At 70.3% G+C, this 24757-nt stretch carries 22 protein-coding genes; 3 read left to right on the top strand and 19 right to left on the bottom strand.

Annotated elements, in window-relative coordinates:
- From secD to pgsA, 18 genes are all read right to left on the bottom strand, one after another.
- On the bottom strand, positions 1 to 1818 hold the full coding sequence (gene secD / locus ACQP2T_RS23905) for a protein translocase subunit SecD (RefSeq protein ID WP_433518308.1): 1818 nt from the start codon (positions 1816 to 1818) through the stop codon (positions 1 to 3).
- Between the two features lie 42 nt (positions 1819 to 1860).
- Positions 1861 to 2286, bottom strand: a complete 426-nt coding sequence (gene yajC, locus ACQP2T_RS23900; protein ID WP_433518307.1) for a preprotein translocase subunit YajC — start codon at positions 2284 to 2286, stop codon at positions 1861 to 1863.
- A gap of 218 nt (positions 2287 to 2504) precedes the next feature.
- Positions 2505 to 3536 (bottom strand): Holliday junction branch migration DNA helicase RuvB, encoded by a 1032-nt coding sequence (ruvB, locus tag ACQP2T_RS23895; RefSeq protein ID WP_357955567.1) that lies wholly within the window; start codon positions 3534 to 3536, stop codon positions 2505 to 2507.
- Between the two features lie 31 nt (positions 3537 to 3567).
- Positions 3568 to 4173 (bottom strand): Holliday junction branch migration protein RuvA, encoded by a 606-nt coding sequence (ruvA, locus tag ACQP2T_RS23890; RefSeq protein WP_433518306.1) that lies wholly within the window; start codon positions 4171 to 4173, stop codon positions 3568 to 3570.
- Positions 4170 to 4727, bottom strand: coding sequence for a crossover junction endodeoxyribonuclease RuvC (gene ruvC / locus ACQP2T_RS23885; protein ID WP_433519818.1), 558 nt, complete (start codon positions 4725 to 4727; stop codon positions 4170 to 4172). Before ruvC ends, ruvA begins: the two co-directional genes overlap by 4 nt.
- A gap of 112 nt (positions 4728 to 4839) precedes the next feature.
- On the bottom strand, positions 4840 to 5997 hold the full coding sequence (locus ACQP2T_RS23880) for a GNAT family N-acetyltransferase (RefSeq protein WP_433518305.1): 1158 nt from the start codon (positions 5995 to 5997) through the stop codon (positions 4840 to 4842).
- A gap of 11 nt (positions 5998 to 6008) precedes the next feature.
- The gene (locus tag ACQP2T_RS23875; protein ID WP_433518304.1) at positions 6009 to 7643 is read right to left on the bottom strand and encodes a carbohydrate ABC transporter permease; all 1635 of its coding nucleotides are present in this window, start codon (positions 7641 to 7643) and stop codon (positions 6009 to 6011) included.
- Between the two features lie 41 nt (positions 7644 to 7684).
- Positions 7685 to 8437 carry a YebC/PmpR family DNA-binding transcriptional regulator gene (locus ACQP2T_RS23870; RefSeq protein ID WP_357955574.1) on the bottom strand — a complete coding sequence of 251 codons (753 nt, stop codon included), beginning with the start codon at positions 8435 to 8437 and terminating at the stop codon, positions 7685 to 7687.
- Between the two features lie 3 nt (positions 8438 to 8440).
- On the bottom strand, positions 8441 to 8965 hold the full coding sequence (gene pdxT, locus ACQP2T_RS23865) for a pyridoxal 5'-phosphate synthase glutaminase subunit PdxT (RefSeq protein WP_433519817.1): 525 nt from the start codon (positions 8963 to 8965) through the stop codon (positions 8441 to 8443).
- 132 nt (positions 8966 to 9097) lie between these two features.
- On the bottom strand, positions 9098 to 10261 hold the full coding sequence (locus ACQP2T_RS23860; RefSeq protein ID WP_433518303.1) for an MFS transporter: 1164 nt from the start codon (positions 10259 to 10261) through the stop codon (positions 9098 to 9100).
- 43 nt (positions 10262 to 10304) lie between these two features.
- The gene (locus tag ACQP2T_RS23855) at positions 10305 to 10727 is read right to left on the bottom strand and encodes a MarR family winged helix-turn-helix transcriptional regulator (RefSeq protein ID WP_358545928.1); all 423 of its coding nucleotides are present in this window, start codon (positions 10725 to 10727) and stop codon (positions 10305 to 10307) included.
- Positions 10728 to 10811: 84 nt separating this feature from the next.
- On the bottom strand, positions 10812 to 12494 hold the full coding sequence (locus ACQP2T_RS23850; protein WP_433518302.1) for an alkaline phosphatase D family protein: 1683 nt from the start codon (positions 12492 to 12494) through the stop codon (positions 10812 to 10814).
- Positions 12495 to 12714: 220 nt separating this feature from the next.
- Positions 12715 to 13635: a pyridoxal 5'-phosphate synthase lyase subunit PdxS gene (gene pdxS, locus ACQP2T_RS23845; RefSeq protein WP_357654753.1), complete on the bottom strand. Its 921-nt coding sequence runs from the start codon at positions 13633 to 13635 to the stop codon at positions 12715 to 12717.
- Positions 13636 to 13744: 109 nt separating this feature from the next.
- Positions 13745 to 14752 (bottom strand): DUF3048 domain-containing protein, encoded by a 1008-nt coding sequence (locus tag ACQP2T_RS23840; RefSeq protein WP_433518301.1) that lies wholly within the window; start codon positions 14750 to 14752, stop codon positions 13745 to 13747.
- 77 nt (positions 14753 to 14829) lie between these two features.
- On the bottom strand, positions 14830 to 15372 hold the full coding sequence (locus ACQP2T_RS23835) for a hypothetical protein (RefSeq protein ID WP_433518300.1): 543 nt from the start codon (positions 15370 to 15372) through the stop codon (positions 14830 to 14832).
- A gap of 28 nt (positions 15373 to 15400) precedes the next feature.
- Positions 15401 to 16531 carry a glycosyltransferase family 4 protein gene (locus ACQP2T_RS23830; RefSeq protein ID WP_433518299.1) on the bottom strand — a complete coding sequence of 377 codons (1131 nt, stop codon included), beginning with the start codon at positions 16529 to 16531 and terminating at the stop codon, positions 15401 to 15403.
- Positions 16528 to 17436, bottom strand: a complete 909-nt coding sequence (locus ACQP2T_RS23825) for a phosphatidylinositol mannoside acyltransferase (RefSeq protein WP_433518298.1) — start codon at positions 17434 to 17436, stop codon at positions 16528 to 16530. Before ACQP2T_RS23825 ends, ACQP2T_RS23830 begins: the two co-directional genes overlap by 4 nt.
- The gene (gene pgsA, locus ACQP2T_RS23820) at positions 17433 to 18044 is read right to left on the bottom strand and encodes a phosphatidylinositol phosphate synthase (RefSeq protein ID WP_433518297.1); all 612 of its coding nucleotides are present in this window, start codon (positions 18042 to 18044) and stop codon (positions 17433 to 17435) included. Before pgsA ends, ACQP2T_RS23825 begins: the two co-directional genes overlap by 4 nt.
- A gap of 165 nt (positions 18045 to 18209) precedes the next feature.
- Here pgsA and ACQP2T_RS23815 point away from each other — a divergent pair, with 165 nt between their 5' ends.
- From ACQP2T_RS23815 to ACQP2T_RS23805, 3 genes are all read left to right on the top strand, one after another.
- Complete coding sequence (locus tag ACQP2T_RS23815; RefSeq protein WP_433518296.1) at positions 18210 to 20348, top strand: elongation factor G-like protein EF-G2; 2139 nt, start codon at positions 18210 to 18212, stop codon at positions 20346 to 20348.
- A 129-nt stretch (positions 20349 to 20477) separates the two neighbouring features.
- A complete protein-coding gene (locus ACQP2T_RS23810; protein ID WP_433518295.1) occupies positions 20478 to 22040 on the top strand; it encodes a glycoside hydrolase family 10 protein in 1563 nt (520 codons plus the stop codon).
- Positions 22041 to 22165: 125 nt separating this feature from the next.
- A complete protein-coding gene (locus tag ACQP2T_RS23805) occupies positions 22166 to 24220 on the top strand; it encodes a hypothetical protein (protein ID WP_433518294.1) in 2055 nt (684 codons plus the stop codon).
- On the opposite strand, the gene ACQP2T_RS23800 is transcribed toward ACQP2T_RS23805, so the two are convergent.
- Complete coding sequence (locus ACQP2T_RS23800; RefSeq protein ID WP_433518293.1) at positions 24176 to 24706, bottom strand: HIT family protein; 531 nt, start codon at positions 24704 to 24706, stop codon at positions 24176 to 24178. The genes ACQP2T_RS23805 and ACQP2T_RS23800 overlap by 45 nt on opposite strands.
- Positions 24707 to 24757: the final 51 nt, after the last annotated feature.

Raw genomic sequence — 24757 nt, 5'->3', positions numbered from 1 at the left:
TCAGGCCTCCTGCGGGGTGGTCGTACGGCCGGTGGAGCCAAGGTCCTGGCCCATACGCTCGGAGTCGAGGCCGGACAGCGGGTGACCCTTGGCGAAGAACTTGAGCTTGGCCAGCACCGCGATGAGCGGCTTGGTGAACAGGAACACCACCACGATGTCGATCAGCGTGGTCAGGCCCATCGCGAACGCGAACCCGGCCACACCGCCCACGGCCAGCAGATAGAGCACGATCGCGGCGATGAACATGACGGCGTCGGCGATCAAGATGGTGCGCCGCGCACGCACCCAGGCCACCTCGACGGCCGCGCGAAGCGTCCGCCGCCCTTCCTTCATCTCATCTCGAATGCGTTCGAAGTAGACGATGAAGGAGTCGGCGGTGATGCCGATCGAGACCACCAGGCCGATGATGTGCGGCAGCGACAGCCGGAACCCGGCGTTGTGGCCGAGCACGACCACCGCCGTGTAGGTGATGACCGTGGCGACCCCGAGGCTGAGGACGGCGACGATGCCCAGGCCGCGGTAGTAGAACAGCGAGTAGAGCACCACGAGGGCCAGGCCGAAGGCGCCGGAGATCAGGCCGCCCATGAGCTGGTCCTGGCCGAGCGTCGAGGACACGGTGTCGATCGAGCTGGGGTTGAACTTCAGCGGCAGCGCGCCGTACTTCAGCTGGTCGGCCAGGTCGGTGGCGGTCTTCTGGGTGAAGCCGCCGGTGATCTCGGCGCGACCGCCCGGGATCGGGCCGATGATGTTGGGCGCGGTGATCACGACGCCGTCGAGCACGACGGCGACCTTGTTGCGCGGGTCCTGCGAGTTGTACGCGGTCGAGGTGAGCTTGCTCCACTCACTCGCGCCGCTGCTCTTGAAGTCGAGCTGGACGAGCCACTGCGTGCTGCCCTGCTGGACGCCGGCGTTGGCCGAGGCGATGTCGGTGCCGACGACCTTGGCCACGTCGAGGACGTACTTGAGGCTGCCGTCGGACTCACACGCGGCGAACTGCTTTTTCGGGTCGTCCTGAACGCCCTTGCCGCGGTTCTTCGGGTCGCTGCAGTCGAGCTTGTTGAACTGCGCGAGCACGGCCGGGTCGATGCCCTGGGTGTTGATCCCCGCATTGGGGTCCTGGGCGGGCGGCTGGCCGCTCGACGTCGGGGTGGGCGCCGGGGTGGTCTTGGCGTCCTTCTGGCCCTTCTTGGTCTCCTGAGCCTTCGGCGTCTCCTGGGCCTTGGGCGCCTCGGTCGCCGGTGCACTGGCCGACGGGGTGGCCGTCGGCGCGACGAGCGCCGAGGACAGGGCCTTGCCGGTGGGCGACGCGCTGGGCTGGGGGGCCTTCGCCGACGAGGACGGCTTGGCCGACGGCTTGGAGGTCGCCGTGCTGGACGGGGCGGCGGACGGCGAGGTGCCCGGCTTGGGGGCCTCGGTGGCGAGCTCCTGCGGAGCCTGCGTGGCCGCCATGGCGAGCACCTGGCGGAAGCGGAGCTCCGCCGTGGTGCCGACCAGCTTGATGACCTCCTCCTGACCCGCGCCCGGAACGGAGATGATGATGTTGTCGCCTGACTTGGCGACCTCCGCGTCGGACAGGCCGGTGCCGTTGACCCGGTCGCGGATGATGTTCACCGCGCGGTCCAGGATCTCCTCAGGCGGAGAGGCGCCGTTCAGGGTCTGGGGAGACAGAGTCACCGTCGTGCCGCCGGCGAGGTCGAGTGCCAGCTTGGGCGTGAACGCCTTCTGCAGGAACATCGTCCCACCGAGGGCGATGATGAGCGCCAGCAGCACCAGGAGCGTTCGCCCCGGTCGGCTGTGGCGGCTGGTCGGTCGGGCCACTGGTCGTCAGTCTTTCAGATAGGGGTTTGAGGCAGAGCCTAGTCAGGACTGCTTGGTGCTGGAGTCCTTGCCGCCGTTGCGCTCCACGGTCGTCTCGGTCTCCTCACGGGGAGTGTCGTCCTTGTCGTCGTCGCCCTTGACTACCTCGTGGCCGGCCGTGTCGTCCGCGACGGGCTCGTCGGCGAGAGGCTCGTCGGCCGGAGCGTCTCCGGGAGTGACGACACGCCCGATGGCGGCCTTCACCCATCGGGTCTCGATCCCGGGGGCGACCTCGAGAATCACGTCCTCATTGTCCACCGCGACCACCGTTCCGAACAGGCCGGTGGTGGTCATGACACGGGCACCCGGAGCCAATGAGTTCTGCATGGCGGTCGCTTCTTGCTGGCGCTTGCGCTGGGGACGGATCAGCAAGAAGTAGAACACCACCACCAGAAGGATCAGCGGCAGGATGCTTCCGAGTTGTCCCATGTTCATAAGGGGCGACCTTCCATTGTCGTACAAGAAGTTGACACCGGCCTCGCGCCGGAAATTCCGTGCGTAGCCTCGGGGCCGCGCCGCTCAGCCCGTCAGCCTACACAGCCAGCCAAGCCACGGAGTGTAGGCGCTTGTTGCGAAACGCGGCAACGAAGCAGCGTTTCGGCGCGCGGGGAAGTTCCCATATTGAAACGGTTGCAACCGTTCTGTGATCAGTCGAAAAGTGTCGCTCCGAATGCGTCGGGTGGCGGAGTCATCCCGAGGTGGTGCCACGCCGCGGCGGTGGCGACCCGGCCGCGCGGGGTCCTGGCCAGCAGTCCTTGGCGTACGAGGAAGGGTTCGGCCACCACTTCGACCGTCTCCGGCTCCTCGCCGACGGCCACCGCGAGCGTCGACAGGCCGACGGGGCCGCCGCCGAACTTGCGCAGCAGCACCCCGAGCACCGCGCGGTCGAGCCGGTCGAGCCCTTCGGGGTCGACTTCGTACAGGTTGAGGGCCGCGGAGGCGATGTCGCGGTCGATGACGCCTTCCGTGCGCACGTCGGCGAAGTCGCGGACCCGGCGCAGCAGGCGGTTGGCGATGCGGGGCGTGCCGCGCGAGCGCCTGGCGATCTCGTGCGCCCCCTCGCCCGGCAGCGTCACCTCGAGCAGCCTGGCCGAGCGGTAAAGGACCCGCTCCAGCTCCTCGACCTCGTAGAAGTCCATGTGCGCGGTGAAGCCGAACCGGTCGCGCAGCGGCGCGGGCAGCAGACCGGCCCTGGTGGTGGCGCCGACCAGGGTGAACGGCGCGATGTCGAGCGGGATCGCGGTGGCGCCGGGGCCCTTGCCGACGATGATGTCGACCCGGAAGTCCTCCATCGCGAGGTAGAGCATCTCCTCCGCGGGGCGGGCCATTCGGTGGATCTCGTCGATGAACAGCACCTCGCCCTCGGCCAGCGTCGACAGGATGGCCGCGAGGTCACCGGCCCGCTCCAGGGCCGGCCCTGAGGTGATGCGGAGCGGAGCGCTCAACTCGGCTGCGATGATCATAGCCAGTGTCGTCTTGCCCAGACCCGGCGAACCACTCATCAGCACATGATCCGGCGGCCGATTGCGCCGCATGGCGCTCTCCAGCACCAGCGACAGCTGCTCCCGCACCCGCGCCTGGCCGATGAACTCGCTCAGCCGCTTGGGCCGCAGTGCCGCCTCGATCTGCAGCTCGTCGCCCTCGGCGTCGGGCGAGACGAGATCACGTTCAAGGCTCACGCCTGGACCTCCCCGCTCATCACCGCACCGCTCATCGCGCGCTGCTCAGCGTTCGCAGGGCGGCCTTGAGCAGGACGGCGATCTGCGGATCGTCGCCCGCCTCCGGCTCGACCGCGGCGATGGCCTCGTCGGCGTCCTTGCCGGAGTAGCCCAGCCCGACCAGGCCCGAGTGGACCTGGTCGCGCCAGGCCGCCGCCCGCCGGTCGCCGTTGAGGGCCGCGTCGAGCGCCTCGTCGGGCGTGCCGAGCCGGTCCTTGAGCTCCAGCACGATGCGCTGGGCGCCTTTGGGGCCGATGCCCGGCACCTTGGTGAGCGCCTTGAGGTCGGCCGAGGCCACGGCGACGCGCAGCGCGTTGGGCGTGTGGACGGCGAGCATGGCCAGCGCCACCTTGGGGCCGACGCCGCTGGCCGTCTGGAGCAGCTCGAAGACGGTGCGCTCGTCGGCGGTGGCGAAGCCGTAGAGGGTGAGCGACTCCTCCCGCACCACCAGCGACGTGGCCAGCCGCGCCTCCTCGCCCACTCTGAGCGCGGCGAGGGTGGCGGGTGTGCAGTGGGTGAGGATGCCGACCCCGCCGACCTCGATCACCGCGCCGTAGGGGGTGATCGCCGTCACCTGCCCGGCCACGGACGCGATCACAGCGCCACGTCCTTCCCTGTCGTACGGCCCCGGGCCGTGCGGCTCTGGGCCCTTGCCACGGCCTCGGCCAGCTTGTGCTGGGCGCCGCCGCGCCACACGTGGCAGATGGCCAGGGCGAGCGCGTCGGCGGCGTCGGCGGGCCTGGGCATCTCGCTGAGCCGCAGGAGGCGGGTCACCATGGCGCCGATCTGCTTCTTGTCGGCGGTGCCGCTGCCGGTGATGGCGGCCTTGACCTCGGACGGGGTGTGGAGCGCGACGGGCAGGCCGCGCCTGGCCGCGCACAGGACCGCGATGCCCGCCGCCTGGGCGGTGCCCATGACCGTGCGGACGTTGTGCTGGCTGAACACCCGCTCGACCGCCACCGCGTCGGGGCGCACGTCGTCGAGCCACTGCTCGATGCCGGCCTCGATGCCGACCAGCCGGGTGCCCAGCTCCTCGTCGGCGCCGGTGCGCACCACGCCGACGGCCACCAAGGACAGCGGCGCGCCCGGCCGCCCCTCGACCGCGCCAAGGCCGCACCGGGTCAGCCCCGGATCGACGCCCATCACCCGCACCGGCCTGCCTCCCCGCGCCGCCGAACATCTGTTCGGCACGAGACTCTACCTCGGCTGACGTGCCCGCGCATCGGGAAACGCCCGCGAGCATGGGCGGACGTGGCCGGGGCGGTCAGAAGTAGTCCAGCATGTACGGCTTGGCGGCGAAGACGGTGTCCAGCAGCTCGTCGTAGCGCTCGTGCCCGGACATGAGGCCGCCGCGCCGCAGCGTGGCCGCCGGGATCCCCGCGTACAGGGCGGACAGGCCGTTGATCGACAGCACCGCCCCGGCCTCCCCCGAGTCCCCGAGCGGCGTGGCGGCCCCGCAGCCGCCGGAGAACTCCAGCCGCCAGCGCCCCGTGTTGCCCGCCCGCAGCCGGTCGGTCACCTCGACGACCACCTCGCCCGCGACGGCGGCCGGGTATCCCCTGCGCTCCACGGCGGCCGCCACGTCGAGGACGCGGAACATCCACCGCACCTGCTTGATGCGCTCCGTGGACCGCTCACGCAGCAGCCACAGCACCGGGTCGTCGGGCGCGACGTTGGCGGTGACGTGCTCGGCCATCGACGACGCGCTGCCCACCAGCGACCACAGCGCCCTGGCGGTCTCCTCGGACTCGGCGACGAGGTTGTCGACCTCGATGTCCGGGCCGGCCCAGCGGTAGACGACGTAGCCGTCCGGCGCCAGATAGAGGAAATCGTCCTCCTGGCCGAGCCGCAGCGCCCAGGTGCGCTCGTCCCAGGAGATGGGGCCGGAGGCGCGCGCGGCGCCGTATGCCCGCCGCAGCACCGAGACCACCTCGGCCGCGTCGCCGGGACCCATCCTGCGCAGCTCGACCCGGCCGCTCGGCGGGATCGTCCGCAGCGCCTCGGCCGGGAGCGTGACGCGGTGCTGGGCTCCCGCGTGTTCGTAGCCGGCCGAGCGGTAGAGCGGCGTGGTGGCCGGATAGAGCGCGGACACGGCATCGCCGAACGCCACGGCCCGCTCCACGGTGGCCTGCGTGAGCCGGCCGCCGACGCCCTTGCCGCGATCCTCCGGGCTGACGGTGACGGCCGCGACCCCGGCCAGCGGCTGCGGCTTGCCGTGCCACCACTGGGTGAACGGGCGCAGCCGCGAGGACGCGACCAGCCTGGGCCCGTCGAACATGCCCAGCAGGCGGCCTTCGGCCAGCGCCGGCAGCGCCGCCTGGCGCCAGGGCTCCCGCTCGGCGGCCGGGATCAGGCCGAAGGCGCGCTGGCGGAGGTCGAGAACGGCGTCGAGGTCGTCGGAGGTCACATCACGGATGTCCACGGTCCCACAATTTACGCAGGTGAGGCATCCGCCCGCGAACGGCCCACGGTGATGGCGAGCCGGTCGAGGTAGAGCAGCTGCGCGGCGACGATCCCGATCAGGGCGACCGCGACCACGGCCAGCGGCGTGGCCAGGCCGACGTCGGGCGGGGCCGAGGTGTAGCCGCTCGTCCGGGTGAGCAGCTCGACCGGCGCGGTGGCCAGGCCGGGGTCCTGGGCGACCAGCAGGGGCCACAGGAGGTCCTGGCCGTTCACGAGCGTGACGGCCAGGACGAGGATGCCGGCCATGGGGAGTGAGGGCAGGACCACGCCGCTCAGGAAGTCCTTGCCGGCACGCGCGGCCAGCCCCTTGCACAGCAGCGTCAGGATCAGCAGGGCGGGCACGCTGACCAGCACCGGCTGGACGAGGGCGATGAAGGAGTCGATCAGGCTCATGCCGCGGATGGTGCGCCAGCCGGCCAGGCTCAGCGGGCCCATCCCGACGAACAGCCAGGGGGCGAACACCAGCAGCAGCCACTCGCTCCTGCGGCCCAGCGGCCGCAGCCCGCCGATGCCGAGGGCCCCGAGGTAGGCGACGCCCACCGACACCAGCGCGCCGATCAGGGCGGGCGCCCAGGTGTTGAGGACCGTGCGCCACCCGGACGGGGCCGCGGATCCCGGCTGGGCGGGCGCCAGCAGCGCCGACAGCCACGGCCAGGTCAAGGCGAGCCCGACGGCGGTGACGAGCACCAGCGCCACCACGCCGACGATCACCTTGGCTCCGGAGCCGGCGCGTACGACGGCCTGATCCGGGGTCGCCCCGCGGGGCTCGATCGTGATGCGCATGCCGCTCGCCGCCGCCACGCAGACCGCGCCGATCCCCAGGAGGCCCAGGACCAGCCCCATGACGGTAGCCACCGTGGCGCCCAGCCCGATCCTGCCCACCATGAAGGTGTAGGTGTACTGGACGAGGCTCAGCGTCTGCGTGGACCCGTTGGGGCCGCCGTGCGTCATGGTCAGCCCGATCGCGAACGTCTGCAGCCCGGCGGCGACCATCGCCAGGGCGACGAGCCCGCCCACGGCCAGCATGGCCGGTGAGACCGTGCCACCGCGCAGCGCGGGCAGGAACGCCATCGTCGCCAGCGCGCAGACCACGCCGAAGGTGGCGGCGGCCAGGATGAGCTGGAGCGTTCCCGGAGCCGTGGCGGGGTCGCGCAGGCCCTCGGCCATCGTGGCCAGGCCGGACGCGTCGGGCATCAGCCCGCGCATCCAGGAGACCGCCACGGCCACCGGTGAGAAGGCCACCAGGGCGAGGGACAGCACGATCCGCCCGGCCCGCCTCGGCCAGGCGCCCGACCAGTCGAGCGCCAGCGCGAGCAGCGGTCCCACCACGACGGCCACCAGCAGCGGGATGACCGTTATGGACAGCGTGAAGACCAGCGCCTTCCAGAACGCCCCTTGACCCAGCACCTGGCCGTAGTTGGCCAGTCCCACGAAGACGCTCGGGCCGGTGAGCCCGGCCGACTGGAGGCTGAGCAGGATCGTCTGGACGGTGGGCAGGAGCAAGGTGATCAACGTGCCCAGCAGGGCCGGCAGCAGGAGCAGCCAGCCGAGAGCCGGAGACGCGAAGGCGGGCGAGATGTCGGTAGAGGTACGGGGGGAGGTCACGACGCCCGACCCTACAGCGGACTCAGATCAGGCGTGCGCCATCACGCTTCCAGCTTCTCCATGACCTCGTCGGAGACGTCGAAGTTGGCGAAGACGTTCTGCACGTCGTCGCTGTCCTCGAGCGCGTCGATGAGGCGGAAGACCTTCTTGGCGCCGTCCTCGTCGAGCGGCACGCTCATGGTGGGCAGGAAGCTCGACTCGGCGGAGTCGTAGTCGATGCCCGCCTCCTGGAGCGCCTTGCGCACCGGCACCAGGTCGCCGGCCTCGGAGACGACCTCGAAGGAGTCGCCCAGGTCGTTGACCTCCTCGGCGCCCACCTCGAGCACCGCCGTCAGCACGTCGTCCTCGTCGAGCCCCTGTTTGGGGACGAGCACGACGCCCTTGCGGTTGAACATGTAGGACACCGAGCCGGGGTCGGCCAGCGAGCCGCCGTTGCGGGTGAGCGCGACGCGCACCTCGGAGGCCGCGCGGTTGCGGTTGTCGGTGAGGCACTCGATGAGCACCGCGACGCCGCCGGGCGCGTAGCCCTCGTACATGATGGTCTGCCAGTCGGCGCCGCCCGCCTCCAGGCCGCCGCCGCGCTTACGGGCCCGTTCGATGTTGTCGTTGGGCACCGAGTTCTTCTTGGCCTTGAAGATGGCGTCGAAGAGCGTCGGGTTGGCGTCCGGATCGGGGCCGCCGGTCCTGGCCGCCACCTCGATGTTCTTGATGAGCTTCGCGAACAGCTTGCCGCGCTTGGCGTCGAGCGCGGCCTTCTTGTGCTTCGTCGTCGCCCATTTGGAGTGGCCGGACATTACCTAGAGCTCCCTCAGCATGTCTACGAAGTAACGGTGCACGCGCGTGTCACCCGTCAGCTCAGGGTGGAACGAGGTCGCGAGCAGCGGTCCTTGGCGGACCGCGACGATCCTATCCCCAGGCTCGGCGATGCCCAGCACTTCGACGTCCGTGCCGACCGATTCGACCCATGGGGCGCGGATGAAGATGGCGTGCACCCGCTCGCCGGCGAAGTCCAGATCGGACTCGAAGGAGTCGATCTGGCGGCCGAAGGCGTTGCGCCTGACGACCATGTCGATGCCGCCGATGGTCTGCTGTCCCTCGGCTCCGTCCTCGATCCGGTCGGCCAGCATGATCATGCCGGCGCAGGAGCCGTAGGCGGGCATGCCGTCCTTGATCCGCATCCGCAGGGGTTCGAGCAGGTCGAAGGTGTCGGCGAGCTTCCACATCGTGGTCGACTCGCCGCCGGGGATGACCAGGCCGTCGACCGTGTCCAGCTCGGCGGGTCGGCGTACGGCGATGGCCGACGCGCCGGCCTCCTGGAGCATGCGCACATGCTCGCGTACGCTCCCCTGGAGAGCGAGTACACCGATCGTGGGCACGGTGATCCTTCCGTCCGGCTTACGGGTTTCGGACAATTCAACACCAGGACGGCCTGGGATCTTCCTAGGGGTGGGCGATCACGCCGCCGCGGCGGCCTCCTGGGCCACGACGTCCACGCGGGACAGGGCGCTCAGGTGGTGGCGCCGGGCGTACAGGATGGCCATGCCGATAAGGCAGCACAGGGCGCCGAGCGCGTACGGGACCGGGGCGCCGAGCTCCTCGCCCAGCTTGGTGGCGATGAAGGGGGCCAGCGCGCCGCCCATCCAGCGGACGAAGTTGTAACCGGCGGAGGCGACGGGCCGGGGCGCGTCGGAGACCTCCATGGCCGACTCGGTGAAGACGGTGTTGTTCAGACCGATCGGGATGCCGGACAGGATCGTGCAGACGATGATCCCGGCGTGCCCCGACACGGCGATGCCGACCTGGAGGACGGCCAGCACGGCCAGCGCCAGGTGCAGGACGTTCACCGAGCCGATCCGGCGCTGCAGCGGGGGCGCGGCGAACACCGAGGCGAGCGCCACGCACACGCCCCAGCCGAAGAACACCGCGCCGATGCCGTAGGCGGTCATGTGCAGGATGAACGGGGTGAAGGCGAGGATCGTGAAGAAGGCGAAGTTGTAGAACAGCGCGGTGAAGGCCGTGGTGGACAGGCCCCCATGCGCCAGGGCCCGCAGGGGCGCGCTCAGCTTGGTCCTGACGGCGGGTTTGGGCGTCGCCTCCAGCAGCGTGGCGATCAGCACGAAACCGGCGGCCATCAGCGTGGCGGTGCCGAAGAAGGGGGCTCGCCAGTTCCAGTCGCCGAGCAGCGCGCCGGCCAGCGGGCCGGCGGAGATGCCCAGGCCGAGCGCGGCCTCGTACAGGATGATGGCCGCGGCGCCGCCGCCGCTGGCCGCGCCGACGATGACGGCGAGCGCGGTGGCCACGAACAGCGCGTTGCCCAGGCCCCAGCCGGCGCGGAAGCCGACGAGCTCGGCGACGCTGGTGGAGGTGCCCGCGAGCGCGGCGAAGACGATGACCAGCGAGAGCCCGGCCAGCAGGGTGCGCTTGCCGCCGATGCGGCTGGAGACCCAGCCGGTCAGCAGCATGGCGACGGCGGTCACCAGGAAATAGCTGGTGAACAGCAGTGACACCTGGCTGGGTGTGGCCTTCAGGCCTTGGGCGATGGACGGCAGGATGGGGTCGACGAGACCGATGCCCATGAAGGCGACCACCGCGGCGAAGGCGGTGGCCCAGACGGACATCGGCTGACGAAGGATTCCGCCACCGGACTGCATAGTGCTCCTCTCATGTGCGGCCGAGCTTCGCCAACGTGGGCAAGGCGACCGCCAGGGCGGCTCGCTCGTCATCGCTGAGCGCCGCCAGTTCCCGGCTGAGGTGGGCGATCCTGGCCTGGCGTACGGCCCGCAGCCGGACGCGGCCCTCGTCGGTGAGCTCGACCGTCCTGACGCGGGCGTCGGCCGGGTCGGCGCCTCTGGCCACCAGCCCCGCCTCTTCCAGGCGGTTGATCTGCACGGACATGGTGGGCAGTTGTACGGCGTGCTCCTCGGCCAGCTCCGTCATCCGGCGCGGGCCGGGCTCCAGGGAGCCGAGGACGGCGTACTGCTGGCTGGTGACCGGCTGGCCCGCCACCGTGCGCCTGAGCAGCAGCACCAGGTGGCGGAGCACCGCGGAGACCTGTTCGGCCAGCTCGGTGGGATCGTCCCTCATAATACTTAGCCTAACTAACTTAGCCTGGCTAATATTCCAGGCGCGAAAAAGGCGGCGCCCTCTCGGACGCCGCCTCGCCGGAAATTACGGGCGTTCGGTCTCCAGGCGGACGGTCTCGTCCACCGTGACGCGCCGCGCGAGCACGGACGGGTCGAGCGGGCGCAGGTAGGTCTGCTGCACCCCGGGGACGCGGTCCTCGACCACGAACGTGGCCCTCGTGTACGCCTCCGCGCCGGGCTCCCGCAGGTGGGGCACCACCTTGAAGTCCGCCGTGAGCGCGTCACGCTCGATCTTCGTCAGCACGTAGCCGCGCTGGTTGTTGTAGAACTTCAGGTGCGGGTTGATGGCCAGGAACGGGTGCGTGGCCGGGTCGGAGTCGGCGCCGTCGCCGCCGGTGGAGATCGAGCTGGCCACCAGTTCGGAGCCCACGCTCGGGCCGGTCGGGTCGTCGTAGTTCAGCTTCAGGTCGCTGGCCCAGTGCGCGTGCACGTCACCGGTCAGCACGACGGGGTTGCGGACCTTGGCGTCGACCCAGCCCTGCGTGATCCGCTGGCGCGAGGCGACGTACCCGTCCCAGGCGTCCATGCTGGTGACCTTGGCCGGGCCGGCGTTGTTGTCGCGCTGGGCGAAGAACACCTGCTGGCCGATGATGTCCCACTGCGCCCGCGACTTGTGGAAGCCGTCGACCAGCCACTCCTCCTGCGCCGCGCCGGTGATCGACCGCGCCGGGTCCACCGCGGCCGGGCAGTCCTTGTAGCCGTCGCCGCAGCCCTGGTCGTCGCGGTACTGGCGGGTGTCGAGCATGTGGAAATTGGCCATCCGGCCCCAGCGCACGCGCCGGTAGAGCTGCATGTCGATGCCGCGCGGGATGGAGGTGCGGCGCAGCGGCATGTTCTCGTAGTAGGCCCGGAAGGCGGCCTCTCGGCGCTGCAGGAAGGTCGGCTGGTCCTCGGCGTGCTCGGGGATCTCGTCGGCCCAGTTGTTGTCCACCTCGTGGTCGTCGAAGACGACGAGCCAGGGGGCGGCGGCGTGGGCGGCCTGAAGGTCGGGGTCGGCCTTGTACTGGGCGTGGCGCTGGCGGTAGTTGGCCAGCGTGACCGTCTCGGGGCCCTCGTGGTCGCGTACGTTGCCGCCGGGGATGTTGTAGGTGTTCTTGGTGTATTCGTACTGGTAGTCGCCCAGGTGCAGGATCAGGTCCGGGTGCTCCTCGGCCAGCCTCCGGTAGGAGGTGAAGTAGCCGTGCTCGTACTGGGCGCAGGAGACGAAGGCCATCGACAGGGCGCCGCCGTACGACAGCGGGTGCGGGGCGGTCCTGGCCCGTCCGACGGGCGAGACGTAGGGGCCGACGCGGAAGCGGTACCAGTACTCACGGTCGGAGCCGAGACTGTCGACCTCGACGTGCACGCTGTGGCCCCATTCCGGGGCGGCCGCGGTGACGCCGCCGCGGACCACGCGGCGGCAGCGCTCGTCTGAGTAGATCTGCCACAGCACGGGGAACGGCCGCTGCGGCATGCCGCCGAAACCGTCCTCGGCCAGCGGCTGCTGGGCCAGCCGGGTCCACAGCACGAAGCCCTCGTGGTCGGGGTCGCCGCTCGCGACGCCGAGCGTGAACGGGTCGGTGGTCAGGCCCCGCGAGGCCAGGCTTTGGGCGGTCTCGGCGGCGGGGTCAGGGGTGGGGTCGGCGTGGGCGGCGGTGGCCGGGAGAGCCGCGGCGGCACCCGCGGTTAACCCGGCGACGAGGAAGTGCCGGCGGTTGAGCTTGGACACGGGGCGCTCCTGGGACGATCAATGGGGAGGGGGCGTCCCGTAGCCTGACTCAGAATCGTGACGCCCGGGTGAACACCACCTAACACGAAAAAGGCGACATCCTTCACGGATATCGCCTTCTTCGGAAATTTCCGTCGTCGTGGCGGTGTGCCCGGCGTACTAGATCATTTCATCCCGAGTCATGCGTGACCTGCGGCGACACGCCGCACAGCGGCCGATGTCACCAACCGCGCTCGGCGAGGCGGTGCGGCTGGGGGATGTCGTCGACGTTGATGCCGACCATCGCCTCGCCCAGCCCGCGCGAGACCTTGGCGATCACGTCGGGGTCGTCGTAGAACGTGGTGGCCTTGACGATGGCGGCGGCGCGCTTGGCCGGGTCGCCGGACTTGAAGATGCCGGAGCCGACGAACACGCCCTCGGCGCCGAGCTGCATCATCATCGCCGCGTCGGCCGGGGTGGCGATGCCGCCCGCGGTGAACAGCACGACGGGCAGCTTGCCGGTGCGGGCCACCTCGGCGACCAGCTCGTACGGCGCCTGCAGCTCCTTGGCCGCGACGTAGAGCTCGTCCTCGGGCAGCGAGCTGAGCCGCTTGAGCTCACCGCGGATCGTCCGCATGTGGGTGACCGCGTTGGAGACGTCGCCGGTGCCGGCCTCACCCTTGGAGCGGATCATGGCCGCGCCCTCGGTGATGCGGCGCAGGGCCTCGCCCAGGTTCGTCGCGCCGCACACGAAGGGCACGGTGAACTGCCACTTGTCGATGTGGTTGGCGTAGTCGGCCGGGGTCAGCACCTCGGACTCGTCGACATAGTCGACGCCCAGGGCCTGCAGCACGCGGGCCTCGGTGAAGTGGCCGATGCGGGCCTTGGCCATGACCGGGATCGACACGGCAGCGATGATGCCGTCGATCATGTCGGGATCGCTCATCCGGGACACGCCGCCCTGCGCGCGGATGTCGGCGGGCACGCGCTCCAGGGCCATCACGGCGACGGCGCCGGCGTCTTCGGCGATCTTCGCCTGCTCGGGGGTGACGACGTCCATGATGACGCCGCCCTTGAGCATCTCGGCCATGCCACGCTTGACGCGCGCGGTGCCGGTGACGGGGGTGTTTTCGGGCGTGCTGGACACGACGGTCTTCCTCACAAAAGCGAACGGTAAGTTATCAAACCCATGGTAGGTCCTGAAGGCCTCTCTCCTGACACGCCACCATGTCAGGATTTATCAGCCCTCTTGTACATCTAGGTGCGCATTTCTAGGGGATGACGGGCTTGCGGCTGGCGAGCGCGACCCAGACCTGGCCGGGCGCGAAGTTCATCGGCTCACCACTCTCCGTGGTGAACGTCGTGCCGCTCTCCTCCGACTTCCGCTCCCACTTGGCCTTGTACGCCTTGCCGTCGCGCAGCACCACCGCCGTGCCCCGGCCGACGCTGCGCACCAGGGGCGTGTAGCTCTGGTTCTTGTCGTGGAACTGGGAGCGCTCGGTCTTGGTGTACTGGACGACGATCGTGGGCGCGCCGAGCTGGCCGCCCTCCGCCGCCATGTCCTTCTTGCCGTCCTGCCAGATCATCCACTTCTTGTCGTCCTCGGACCAGCCGAAGGTGAAGCGCGCGCCGGGCCACTTGACGCTGTAGGTCTTCTTGTCCACGCCGCCGTCGGCAGGGGCGTCGCCGAAGGTGAAGCCGATGTCCTTGGCCTTGTCGGCGCCCGGGGCCCGCGACAGCAGCTTCTTGGTGTTGGCGAACAGGTTGTAAGGGGCGAAGCGGCCCGGCTGGCGGAAGAAGGCGCCCGGGTTCTTGGTGTCGCCGACGTCGTACAGGGACGCCTTGGCCATGAACGGCAGCATCAGCGACTGCACGCCCGAGTAGGCGAAGGCGGGCTTGCCGAACTGCGGCACGATGTGCAGGTCGGAGATGCGGGCACTACGTACGGGCCCCACCTTGGCCGGCAGCTTGGAGGAGAAGACCGCCATCAGACGGGTCAGACCGGCCTCGACCTGCTCGATGTAGACGATGTCCGCGCTCTTGAGCCCGAGCTGGGGCTTGCCGGCGGCGGTGTTCTCAATCTTCACGGCGAGCACCGGCTTGGCGGCGCCCTCCATCGGCAGCCCGGTGAACGGGTGGGTCTTGCCGGGCTCGGCCGCGGGCTCCTCGGTCGGGGACGCCGTGGTCGCCTGCGGGGCCTTGCCCGCCGCGGGCTCGTTCGACGAGCAGGCCGCGACGGGCAGCAGAACCGCCGCTCCGGCCAGCGTCACGGTAATCATCCGAGGTAGCCGCACCTGTGTACTCCTCCGCATGGGCCAAGAAACGGAAGAAGCCTACCGGCGCTCTCCAAATCGGGTCATTCAGTTGCCATAGTCGCCGGCGGATTGTCATCTATTTCGAAGAATTGGGGGTATTCGGTATGTCCGGCTAGACGAAGGACTCTGGCGAGCCAGCGCCGCTGGGCCGTACGCGTGACACCCACGGCGCTGTTGTAGAAACGGCGCGAATAGACGACCTTGGCCACGGCCGCGCCGAGCTCTTCGAGCAGCGCCTGGCCGCCCGGCGACTCCGACAGCTTCTCGGTGAAGCGCTCCTGGTCGACCACGGCGCGCAGCGCGCCCGACAGGTCGCTCTCGGCGTGCTCGCGATCGTCCGGCCCGACCATCCTGGCCTCGTGCGCCGCCGCGGCCAGCACCAGCGAGGTCGCCGGATCGAGCAGCCGGGAGCCGGCCAGCTCCAGCACCACGGCCCGGCGCCGCATGAGCGCGGCGTCAAGCGCCTCGCGGGCCAGCTCCAGCCGGATGTGCAGCCGGTCGAGGCGGCCCGCCCGCCAGGAGATGTAGACGGCCGTGAGCACCACGACGATGCCCGCGATCAGCACGATCATGGTCGGGGTCACAGATCTTCCTCCACGCCGCTGACCGAGGTCACAGGTCTTCCTCCACGCCGCCGGCGCCGCTGGCCGTCACCGTCTCGTAGACCCGGACGACGTCACGGGCGACCGTCGACCAGTCGTACTTGCCGACCGCGACCAGCGCCTCCTCGGCCAGCTTCGCGCGGCGCTCCGGGGCGTCGAGCAGCGCCGCCGCCTCGCGGGCCAGCGAGGCCGGGTCGCCGTTGGCGAACAGCGCGCCCGCCTGACCCTCGCCCAGCACCTTGCGGAAGGCCGGGATGTCGCTGGCCAGCACGGTCGCGCCGGAGGCCATGGCCTCGGCCAGCACGATGCCGAAGCTCTCGCCCCGGGTGTTGGGCGCGCAGAACACGTCGACCGAGTGGTAGGCGCGGATCTTGTCGGCCTCGCTGACCATGCCGAGCACGGTGACCCGGTCGTGCAGGTCCTTGGGCACCCGGTCGTAGACGTCCTTGGCGTCGCCCGGCCCGGCGATGAGCAGCTTGAGCTCCGGGCGTTCGGCCGCCAGCGGCTTGAAGGCGTCCAGCAGGATCGGCAGGCCCTTGCGCTCCTCGTCCATCCGGCCGAGGAAGCCGAGCGTGGCGCCGTCGGGCCCCCAGCCGTCGAGCGGTTCGGCGTGGGCGTAGCGGCTGACGGTCACCCCGTTGGGGATCAGCACGGTGTCGCCGCCGAACTGCTCGACCAGGCTCTTACGGGCCGCGTCGGAGACCGCGATGCGCCCGCTGAGCTTCTCCAGCGCACTGCGCAGCAGCGGTTCGGCCACCGCGATGGCCCGTGAGCGCGTCCAGGAGGCGTGGAAGGTGGCCACGATCGGCCCCTTGGCCGCCCAGCAGGCCAGCACGCCCAGGCTCGGCACCAGCGGCTCGTGGATGTGCAGCACGTCGAAGTGGCCGTCGCGCACCCAGCGCCGCACCCGGGCCGCCGAGATGAAGCCGAACGACATCCTGGCCACCGACCCGTTGTAGGGCACCGGGATGGCCCGGCCCGCGCCCGTCACGTAAGGAGGCAGCTCCTCGTCGTCGGCGGCCGGCGCGATGACCGAGACCTCGTGATCCTGTGCGATGAGCGCCTGGGCCAGGTCGTCGATGTGCTGTTTGACCCCGCCGGGCATGTCCCACGAATAGGGACAGACGATGCCCACCTTCATCTCGCCAGGTCCTCCAGCCAGAGCCGCTGCAGCATGTGCCAGTCCTCCGGGTGCTCGGCGATGCCCTTCTCGAAGACGTCCGTCAGCCGCTGCGCCACGATGGCGACCTTCTCCTGCCTGGTGCCCTCCTCGGGCACGGGGATCTCCTCGTGGATGTCGATCCCCCAGTCGTCGCCGTGGAAGTAGACGGTGGCGGGCAGCAGCGCCGCGCCCGTCTGGACGGCCAGCAGCGGCGGGCCCGCGGGCACCTTGGTGGCCGAGCCGAAGAAGCGCACCTCGATGCCGCTCTTGGTCAGGTCGCGCTCGGCGGGCAGGCAGACGACGCCGCCCCTGCGTACGCGCGTGGCCAGTGTCCCGAAGTTGTGGCCGTCACCGCCCGTCAGCGGCAGCACCTCCATGCCCAGCCCCTCGCGGAAGGCGACATAGCGGCGGAACAGCGACTCGGGCTTGAGCCGCTCCGCGACGGTCGCGAACGGGTGGCCCACCCCCACCAGCCACGCGCCGGCCTGGTCCCAGTTGCCCATGTGCGGCAACGCCAGCACCACCCCGCGCCCGGCGGCCACCGTGTCGTGGATGTGCTCGGCGCCGGTCACGTGCGTGCGGCGGACGATGTCCTCGCGGCGCATCGACGGCAGCCGGAACACCTCGTGGAAGTAGCGGAAGTAGGAGCGCATGCCCGCCCGGCTCAGCTCGCGCAGCTCACCGCTACCGGGATCGAGCCCGGTCACCCTGGCCAGGTTGGACTCCAGGCGGCGCACCGACGTGCCACGCTTGCGCCACACCCGGTCGGCCAGCAGCCGGAACGCCCCCGCGGTCGCGCGCTGGGGCAGCAGCGGGACGAGCTTCCAGCCGGCCGCGAACCCCGCGGCGACGACCCGATCGGTGACCGAGATCTTCTGGCTCATCGCTCCCTCGTCTGCCGCGTCTGTGAGTGGACGTGGACCACCCGCTGCACCACCGTGACCGCGCTGGCCAGCGCCAGCAGCCACATCCCCGCGGGCAGGACGTACGGGACGCCGAGCCCGGCGAAGAAGGTGGCCACCAGCGCGACGACCAGCCGCTCCGGCCGCTCGGCCAGCCCCACGTCACAGGTGAGCCCGAGGCCCTCCGCCCTGGCCTTGGCGTAGGACACCAGCGTCCCGGCGACCAGGCAGGCCAGCGTCACCGCGGCCATCAGCGCGTCGTCCTTCGAGATGAAGTAAAGAATCAGCCCGGAAAATATGGCCGCGTCGGCCACCCTGTCGAGGGTCGAGTCGAGGAAGGCCCCCCAGGTGCTGCCGCCCTTGCCGCCGAGCCGGGCCACCAGGCCGTCGAGCAGGTCGAACAGCACGAACACCGTGATCAGCAGGGCGCCCCAGGACAGCAGGCCCAGCGGGAAGAAGAGCAGCGCGCAGACGACGGTGCCGATCGTGCCGATCGCCGTGACGACGTTCGGCCCGATCCCGCGGGCGGCCAGAGCCCGGCCCAGCGGGGTGAGTATCCGGGTCATGGCCGGGCGCAGGAGTTTCAGCATCGCGGTCCGATCGTAGGCCATTTACGAGCCGACGACTTTCTTTGCCCCACCCCCCTTGTGATATCCGCCACAGGGGTATTTGGTGAACACACCGCGTCCATGCGGTTTCTGTCCCCTCGCTCGGGCGCGGCGTTGGCACGTCAACCGACGACGCGGGAGGCGAATGTGGCAGAAAAGAACCCTGGTCATGCCATGGGAGCCGCGGGCAGGGCACCAACGGCCGACAGAGCGGATGCGATACGCAATGTCGTGCTGGTCGGCCATTCAGGGGCGGGTAAGACGACCCTCGTGGAGCAGCTGCTGGCCGCGACGGGCACCGTTCAGCGGGCCGGCCGGGTGGAGGACGGCAACACGGTCAGCGACTTCGACGAGGTGGAGGTACGTCAGCAGCGCTCGGTGAACCTGTCGCTGGCGCCGCTGGTGCACAACAGCATCAAGATCAATCTTCTGGACACCCCCGGTTACGCCGACTTCGTGGGCGACCTGCGCGCCGGACTGCGCGCGGCCGACGCCGCCCTGTTCGTCGTGTCGGCCTCGGAGGGCATCGACGGGCTGACCCAGATGCTGTGGGAGGAGTGCAGCCAGGTCGGCATGCCCAGAGCCGTCGTGATCACCAAGATCGACCACCAGCGGGCCGACTTCGACGAGGTCCTCGCCACCTGCCAGGACGTCTTCGGCGACGGCGTGGCCCCCCTCTACCTGCCGGTGATCACCAACGGGCACGTGAACGGCCTGATCGGCCTGCTGTCGCAGAAGTTCTACAACTACGCCACAGGCACGCGCACCGAGAAGGACCCGGGCGCCGAGTACGAGTCGCAGATCGAGGAGCACCGCGGCGTCCTGATCGAAGGCATCATCCAGGAGAGCGAAGACGAGTCGCTCATGGAGCGCTACCTGGAGGGCGAGCCGATCGACACCAAGGTCCTCATCGAGGACCTCGAGAAGGCCGTCGCCCGGGGCAGCTTCTTCCCCGTGCTGTGCAGCGGCATCGGCGTGGGCGCCCAAGAGGTGCTCGAACTCATGACGCAGGGCTTCCCCTCCCCGCTCGAACACCCGATGCCGGAGATCACCTCCCTCGACGGCAAGCCCGTCCAGGGCATCACCTGCGACCCCGACGGCCCGCTGGTCGCCGAGGTCGTCAAGACCACCAGCGACCCGTACGTGGGCCGCATCAGCCTGGTACGCGTCTTCTCCGGCTCCCTGCGTCCCGACATGACCGTGCACGTGTCAGGGCACGGCCTGGCCGAGCGCGGGCACGAGGACCACGACGTGGACGAGCGCATCGGGACCCTCACCTGCCCGCTGGGCAAGCAGCAGCGCGGCGCGCCGAAGGGGGTGGCGGGCGACATCATCGCGGTGGCCAAGCTCTCCCGGGCCGAGACCGGCGACACGCTGTCGGAGGTGGACAAGCCCCTGCTCATGACGGCGTGGGAGACGCCGGAGCCGCTGCTCCCGGTCGCCATCCAGGCCAAGTCCAAGGCCGACGAGGACAAGCTGTCGCAGGCGCTGGGCCGCCTGGTGGCCGAGGACCCGACGCTCCGGCTGGAGAACAACGCCGAGACCAGGCAGCTCGTGCTCTGGTGCATGGGCGAGGCCCACACCGACGTGCTCCTCGACCGGCTGTCCAAGCGGCACGGCGTCGAGGTCGAGCGCATCGACCTGCGGGTGCCGCTGCGCGAGACGTTCGGCGGCAAGTGCCAGGCGATGGGCCGCAACGTCAAGCAGACGGGCGGTCATGGCCAGTTCGCGATCTGCCATCTCGAGGTGGAGCCCCTGCCGTCCGGCGGGGGTTTCGAGTTCGTGGACAAGATCGTCGGCGGTGTGGTGCCCCGGCAGTTCATCCCGTCGGTCGAGAAGGGCGTACGCGCGCAGATGGAGCGGGGCGTCGTCGCCGGCTACCCGATGGTGGACGTGCGCGTCACGCTGTACGACGGCAAGGCGCACTCGGTCGACTCCTCCGACATGGCCTTCCAGATCGCCGGGCAGCTGGCGCTCAAGGAGGCCGCGTCCAAGGTGCCGACGCTGCTGCTGGAGCCGGTCGACGAGCTGTCGGTGCTGGTGGCCGACGACTACGTGGGCTCGGTGATGTCGGACCTGTCGTCGCGGCGCGGCCGGGTCCTCGGCACGGAGCCGGTGGGCACCGGGCGCACCCTGGTCAAGGCCGAGGTGCCCGAGCTGGAGATCACCCGCTACGCGATCGACCTGCGGTCCATGTCGCACGGCACCGGGAGCTTCCAGCGGGCGTTCCTGCGCTACGAGCCGCTGCCGACGCACGTGGCGGAGAAGGTCGCCGTCACGGACTGACGTACGGGATCAGGCCGGGAGGGGCGCCGTCCCTCCCGGCACATCCATTACTCTGGCCACTCGAACATCACGAAACGATTTCTTTTTTCCGGCCTGCGCACGTCGGAGCCAATGCCAGACTGGAACATCATGCGAACCGGACGCCCTCTCATCGCCGCTGCCGCCCTCGCCACCGTCACCGTCGGCGCCGCCTACCTCTTCGGACCGGGAGCCAAGCAGACGCCCGCGGTGACCTCCGCGAAGAAGACGGCCGTCACGCGGGACGGGGCCGCCTGCGCCGCCGACGTCCGCTACCCCAAGCGCCAGCTGCGCGGCCTCTGGATCGCCACGGTCAAGAACATCGACTGGCCCTCGCGCACCGGCCTGTCCGTCGCCAAGCAGCAGGCCGAATATCTCAAGATCCTGGACGCGGCGGTCAAACGCCGCTTCAACGCGGTGTTCGTGCAAGTGCGGCCGGCCTCCGACGCGCTCTACAAGTCCTCGATCGAGCCGTGGACGCAATATCTGACCGGCACCGCCGGAAAGGACCCGGGCTGGGACCCGCTGCCGTTTCTCATCGCCGAGGCGCACAAGCGCGGCCTGGAGTTCCACGCCTGGTTCAACCCCTACCGCGCCTCCTACGACGGTGACGTGGCCGCACTCCCCGCCGACCACCCGGCCCGGCAGCACCCGGGCTGGACCGTCAAGTACGACGGGCGCCTCTACTACAACCCCGGTCTGCCGGCGGTCCGCGAGCACGTCACCAAGGTCGTCACCGACGTGACCCGGCGCTACGACATCGACGGGGTGCACTTCGACGACTACTTCTACCCGTATCCGGGCGAGGGCGGCACGTTCAACGACGCGGCCGCCTTTACAAAGTATGGCAAGGGCAAGAACCTCGCCGACTGGCGGCGGGACAACGTCGACAAGCTGATCGCCCAGGTCGACGAGGCCGTGCACGCGACCAAGAAGTATGTCAAGTTCGGCGTCAGCCCGTTCGGCATCTGGCGGAACAAGGCGGAGGATCCGACGGGCTCCAAGACCTCCGGCATGTCGGCCTATGACTCGATTTATGCGGATGCGCGGCACTGGATCAAGGCGGGCACGATCGACTACGTGATGCCGCAGCTCTACTGGTCGCGCGGCTTCAAGGCGGCCGACTACCGGGCCCTGGCGCCCTGGTGGGCCAACGAGGTCAAGGGCACCGACGTCGACCTCTATATCGGCCAGGCCCTCTACCGGGTGGGCACCAAGGACGACAAGGCGTGGACCAAGCCGGGCGAGCTGTCCGCCCACCTGACGCTCAACCGCGACTACCGGCAGATCGGCGGCGACGTCTACTTCAGCGCCGCGCAGCTGCTCAGCAACCCGCTGGGCGCCGTCGACCGCCTGGCCAAGGAGCACTACAGCCGCCCGGCGCTGCTGCCGCTCATCAAGGACCGCGGCGGCGAGGCCCCGGCCAAACCCGCGGCGGTCAAGGCGGCCGGCCAGGTCATCTCGTGGAACGCGAGCCAGGGCGCCCGCTCGTACGCGGTCTACGAGGTCCCGAAGTCGGGCCAGGACTGCCAGGCCGTGGACGCCCGCAACCTGGTGGCCGTGGTCACCACACCCACCTTCACCGCCGGCGCGCCGGGCACCTACCTGGTGACCTCCCTCGACCGCCTGCAGAACGAGAGCAAGCCCGCCAAGGTGACGGTGGCCCCGGCCTGAGAGGCTGGAGCCGACCTGACGGCCCTGGGGCTGACCTGGGACCCTGGAGTTGAACGGTCTCGCCACCCACGGCGAGGTGAGACGATGCTGCGGACGGTAGCCGTAGATCGTAGGGGGACATTCCCGTGAGGCGCGTGCTGGTCGTGATGGCGGTTCTCCTGTTCGTCGGGGGGTTCGCCCAGGCGGGGCAGGCCGAGGACGGTGGTGGGCGGGTCGCGCTCATCGGTGTGCCCGGGCTTCACTGGAACGACATCACCCCGAACGACACGCCCAATCTGTGGCGGCTCGCGGGTGCCAGTGCGATCGGATCGTTGTCCGTACGCACTGTGGGCAGCCTGACCTGCCCCTACGACGGGTGGCTCACCGTGTCGGCGGGCACCAGGTCGGCCTCCGGCTACAGCTGCGGCGCGCCGCCGGCGCCGGAGGCGAGCGGCCAGGGCGCCGTCATCCCCGACTACCGCTACCTCATCGACGTGGCCGGCCAGCGCAACGCGGGCACGCTCGGCGAGGCGCTGAAGGCCGCGGGCCAGTGCTCGGTCGCGGTCGGCCCCGGCGCCGCACTGGCCCTGGCCGACCGGAGCGGCGCGGTGTCCCGCTACCTCGCCTCCCCCGATCAGGTCAAGGCCGCCGACCTGACGCAGTGCCGGATGGTCGCGGCCGAGGTCGACGACCTCATCCGCCCCTACCTGGCCTCCGGCAAGCTGCCCCGCGTGCCCGACCAGCTCGGCGCCCCTGAGCGCCGGGCCGCGCTGCGGCAGGCCGACGCGAAGGCGGGCGCGCTGCTGTCGGCCCTGCCCGCCGACGCCACCGTCATCCTGGCCGGCCTGTCCGACCACGGCTCCGTGCCGCACCTGCGGGTGGCGATGCTGCGCCAGCCCGGCGCGCAGGGCCGCCTGCTCGGCGCCGCCTCCACGCACCGCGACGACATCTCGATCCTGCCCGACCTGACGGCCACCGCGCTGACCACGGTCGGCGTGCCGGTGCCCGACACGGTCGTGGGCGTGCCGCTCCAGGTGAGCGCGCAGAGCGCGACGATCGACCGGCTGCGCCGCGCCGACGCCACCGCGCAGACGATCCGTTCAGTGAAGGGCATCTACTTCACGGTCGTCGCCGTGCTGCAGGTCCTGTTCTACCTGATCGCGTTCCTGCTGCTGCGCCGCCGCAAGGGCCTGCCCTGGGTACGCCTGGCGGCGGTCGCCCTGGCCTCGCTGCCCGTCTCCAGCTACCTGGTCAACCTGCTGCCGTGGTCCACCCTGCCGGGCCTGATCGGCGGCGCCCTCGGCTGTACGGCGGTCATCACGCTCCTCGCCTGCGCGGGGCCGTGGCGGCGCAGCCCGCTCGGCCCGCTCACGGTCGTGGCGGGCATCACCGCGCTCACGCTCGCCGGCGACCTGCTGACCGGCACGACCCTGCAGCTCAACAGCATCATGGGCTACAGCGCCGAGGTGGGCGCCCGTTACTACGGCCTGGGCAACATCCCGTTCGCGCTGCTGGCCACCGGCACCCTGCTGGCGACCACGACCATCGCCCACTACTTCCCCGGCAAGGTGGGCGTGGCGGCGGTGGCGGTGCTGGGGGCGTTCGCGATGGTGCTCGGCGGCTCGGGCATGGGCAGCGACTTCGGCGGCGTGATCGCGTTCGTCCCGGGCATCGCGGTGACCGCCCTGCTCATAGCGGGCAAGCGGGTGTCGATCGTGAAGCTGGGCGCGTTCTGCGTGGCGGGGGCGGTGATCGTGATGACGTTCGCGGTCATCAACTACCTGCAGCCGCCCGACAAGCAGACCCACCTGGGCCGCTTCGTCGGACAGGTGCTCAGCGGCGAGGCCCTCGAGGTCATCCTGCGCAAGCTCAGCGCCATGCTCGCCACGCTGCTCAGCCCCAACCTGATGCCGATCGTGATCGCTGCCACCGCGTTCCTCGTCTACGCGATCCTGCGTCCCGAGCAGGCCTCCGCCGGAGTGGTGCCCGCCGCCTTCACCTACTCCCCCGCGCTGCGCGCCGGGCTGATCGGCACGCTCGTGAGCGGTGTCCTCGGGATGCTGGTCAACGACTCCGGCGCGGCCGTACTGTCGATGGCCCTGGCCCTGGCCATCCCGCTGCTGCTGTCGGCAGGCATCTCCGCGCTGCCGCGGCCGTCAGTCCCAAGCGTCGGCGAGCAGCTCGCGCGTGTCACGAAGTAGCTGCGGCAACACCTTGGTCTGCGCGACGACCGGCATGAAGTTGGTGTCGCCGCCCCACCTCGGCACCACATGCTGGTGCAGGTGGGCGGCGATGCCCGCCCCGGCCACCTGACCGAGGTTCATGCCGACGTTGAACCCCTGGGCCCCGCTCGCCTTGCGCAGCGCGCGCACCGCCCGCTGCGTGAACTCCGCCAGCTCCACCAGCTCGGCGCCATCAAGCAGGTCATAGTCGGGTACGTGACGATAAGGCACGATCATGAGGTGGCCGGAGTTGTAGGGGTAGAGGTTGAGCACCGCGTACACGACCTCCCCCCTGGCCACGATCAGCCCATCCTCGTCGCTCATCTTGGGGATGGCGTCGAACGGACACCCGTCGTCGGCACCCGTCCCGGTCGGCTTACCCTCGCCCTTGATGTAGGCCATCCGATGCGGGGTCCACAGCCGCTGGAAGTTGTCTGGTGCTCCGGCCCCTGCCTGATCGTGCATATCTAGCAGCATAGGGCCCCAGGTCTTGGGACAAACGGCACAGGCTTCCGG

Origin of the sequence: Nonomuraea sp. CA-143628 (assembly GCF_050942315.1) — a bacterium.
In the GTDB taxonomy this organism is placed as follows: domain Bacteria; phylum Actinomycetota; class Actinomycetes; order Streptosporangiales; family Streptosporangiaceae; genus Nonomuraea.
This window is presented reverse-complemented; position numbering and strand designations above follow the sequence as displayed.

What these genes read in the sequence shown, in the direction of transcription:
- ACQP2T_RS23800 (WP_433518293.1), bottom strand. Translation starts at nt 24,706, where the DNA reads ATGCACGATCAGGCAGGGGCCGGAGCACCAGACAACTTCCAGCGGCTG.
- ACQP2T_RS23830 (WP_433518299.1), bottom strand. Translation starts at nt 16,531, where the DNA reads ATGAAGGTGGGCATCGTCTGTCCCTATTCGTGGGACATGCCCGGCGGG.
- ACQP2T_RS23810 (WP_433518295.1), top strand. Translation starts at nt 20,478, where the DNA reads ATGCGAACCGGACGCCCTCTCATCGCCGCTGCCGCCCTCGCCACCGTC.
- ACQP2T_RS23860 (WP_433518303.1), bottom strand. Translation starts at nt 10,261, where the DNA reads ATGTCCGTCTGGGCCACCGCCTTCGCCGCGGTGGTCGCCTTCATGGGC.
- ACQP2T_RS23840 (WP_433518301.1), bottom strand. Translation starts at nt 14,752, where the DNA reads ATGATTACCGTGACGCTGGCCGGAGCGGCGGTTCTGCTGCCCGTCGCG.
- pdxT (WP_433519817.1), bottom strand. Translation starts at nt 8,965, where the DNA reads ATGCTCCAGGAGGCCGGCGCGTCGGCCATCGCCGTACGCCGACCCGCC.
- ACQP2T_RS23870 (WP_357955574.1), bottom strand. Translation starts at nt 8,437, where the DNA reads ATGTCCGGCCACTCCAAATGGGCGACGACGAAGCACAAGAAGGCCGCG.
- ACQP2T_RS23825 (WP_433518298.1), bottom strand. Translation starts at nt 17,436, where the DNA reads ATGAGCCAGAAGATCTCGGTCACCGATCGGGTCGTCGCCGCGGGGTTC.
- ACQP2T_RS23855 (WP_358545928.1), bottom strand. Translation starts at nt 10,727, where the DNA reads ATGAGGGACGATCCCACCGAGCTGGCCGAACAGGTCTCCGCGGTGCTC.
- pgsA (WP_433518297.1), bottom strand. Translation starts at nt 18,044, where the DNA reads ATGCTGAAACTCCTGCGCCCGGCCATGACCCGGATACTCACCCCGCTG.
- yajC (WP_433518307.1), bottom strand. Translation starts at nt 2,286, where the DNA reads ATGGGACAACTCGGAAGCATCCTGCCGCTGATCCTTCTGGTGGTGGTG.